Genomic DNA, 1,859 nt, shown 5'->3' with positions numbered 1-1,859 from the left:
CCACTGACCAGTACAGCCGCAGAACCTCGGTGTTCGCCGCCCGGGCCGCGCGGAACCGCGTCGCGCGCACCCGCGCCTTCAAGTCGGCCAGGAGCTCGGCGTACCCGGCTGGCTCAAGTTCGCTCTGCGACGATGCCATGCGCGCCATCCTGCCCCATCTCTCAAGGCCCCCGGGACGCGTGACCTTCGGAACAAATCGGAGCTTCATCATCACCAAGCCGGGCGCGCTTCCCAGCGGGGTCTACGCCTCGCACTCCCTGTCCCGCTCGAGGTGTGACTTGCCGCCCCTGACGACGACGCAGTGCTCAAGCTGCCAGATGCCAGATGGAGCCGAGTCTGTCTTGAGTTCACAGCAACTGGACCCAAGGCGGCAGCGCGTCGTCCTTCGCGAGGTCAGCGCGCCCGAGTAGGTATGCGTCGCCCGGTCGGCGCCTCAGGCCGAGGATTCGGCTGCAGCCGCCGCAAGTTCAGGCACGGATTCGTCGAGGTCTCGGCCCGCGGCGACGAGCAATGCGTCGGTGATGGCTTGATAGTAGGTGCGCATCGCGGTGCCGACGGCTTCTGCGTCGCCGACCGTCGCGCCCGCGACCACAGCAATCGCCTGCTCGGTCAGGCCTCGGCGCGACAGGTGGTTGCCGTACAGGACGAAGAGCCGAATGAGGTGCGGTCGCAGGCTGCCGACGGTCGAGCTCAGGACGGGGTTTGCGCACCGGTCGAGGAACACCTCGACGACGTCCTGGGCGTAGCCCTCATTCACATCGGTACCGGGCAGGGAGACGCGCGCGCGCAGTTCGCGCTCGATTGTGGCCAGGTGCTCGAGGTCCTCGACGCGCAGATTCGGCACCGCAAGGCGGGCCGCCATCCCGCACAGCTCCGCAGTGACGTCGCCAAGCTGGCGCAGCTGCACCAGGTCCAGGGGTGCTACGCGGCTGATGCGGTTGGTCTCGACCTGGACGAGCCCGGACTCCCCGAGTCGGCGCAGCGCCTCGCGCACGGGTGTCCGCGAGACGCCGAGCCTCTCGCCAAGCCTCTCCTCCTTGAGCAGCTCACCGGGTGCTAGTTCTCCGACGATGATCGCGGCGCGCAGGCGCTGGTAGACGCGCTCGGGCAGGGAGACGGTTTCCTGCGACAGTCGGGCGGCCTCACGGAGGGGCATCTGACAGCTCCTGATCTGAAGGTCGGCTCAGAGGCCTGGCGGCCTGGATTCAGTATGCGGGTGAAGTGACCGCAGAGATTCGACGTCTGGTCACTAGATACTGTATACAGTACACCGATGGGCGTACCAGAAGTCCCGACGGAGTGCAGCGTGGCCGGACCGGCCACCAGAAATCGGAGGATCCCGTGAGGGCGAGAGCCAGGAATCGAGTACAGGGCGGCGGTCGTGTGAGACGCACAGCTGCCCTGGCTGCTGCTGCAGGCATGGTGGGCGCACTGCTCGTGGGCGGAGTCGCGCCTTTGGCGACGGCTCGCCAACAGGGAGGCCGCTATGCGGTCAGCGGCACGGAAGCCTCAACTGTGTTCCCTTCGGGCCTCAGCGCGGGCTTCGCATTCAAGGCGGGAACGGACGTCGCCGCAAGCAACCTCACGGCAACCGGCACCGGTTTTCAGGCGAACTTCGACACACCGTACGTAGTCGGCCAGTGGTTCGACGCCGGCGACATGACGATCACCTTCTCGCAGCCAGTGACCAACCCGCAGCTGGACATGCTGCGCGCGAAGTTCGAGCGTGAGCGACAGTTCGGCGACCCGACAAGAAACACCTGGCTGTCGGAGGAACTGCAGTTCACGATCGTGAGCGGGAACGCGACAATCAGTCCCGTTCCAGGCAACGCCCCCTACGGGCTCATGCACTTCTACAC

Annotated in this window: 2 protein-coding genes; one reads left to right on the top strand and one right to left on the bottom strand. The window is 66.5% G+C overall.

Translation table 11 applies throughout. The features are described 5' to 3' along the window. Positions 1 to 433 precede the first annotated feature (433 nt). Positions 434 to 1,156, bottom strand: coding sequence for a GntR family transcriptional regulator (locus ACFCZN_RS21215; protein WP_430558082.1), 723 nt, complete (start codon positions 1,154 to 1,156; stop codon positions 434 to 436). A 263-nt stretch (positions 1,157 to 1,419) separates the two neighbouring features. On the opposite strand from ACFCZN_RS21215, the gene ACFCZN_RS21210 reads away from it, so the two are divergent. After that, on the top strand, positions 1,420 to 1,859 hold a 440-nt coding region (locus tag ACFCZN_RS21210; RefSeq protein WP_430558081.1), incomplete at its 3' end, for a hypothetical protein.

The sequence above is a fragment of the Isoptericola sp. NPDC056134 genome (genome assembly GCF_042264825.1).
Lineage (GTDB): Bacteria > Actinomycetota > Actinomycetes > Actinomycetales > Cellulomonadaceae > Isoptericola > Isoptericola nanjingensis.
The sequence above is the reverse complement of the archived record's forward strand: the minus strand, read 5'-3'. Positions and strand labels throughout refer to the sequence as shown.

Coding starts and splice junctions, on each gene's coding strand:
- ACFCZN_RS21215 (WP_430558082.1), bottom strand. CDS start 1,156: ATGCCCCTCCGTGAGGCCGCCCGACTGTCGCAGGAAACCGTCTCCCTG.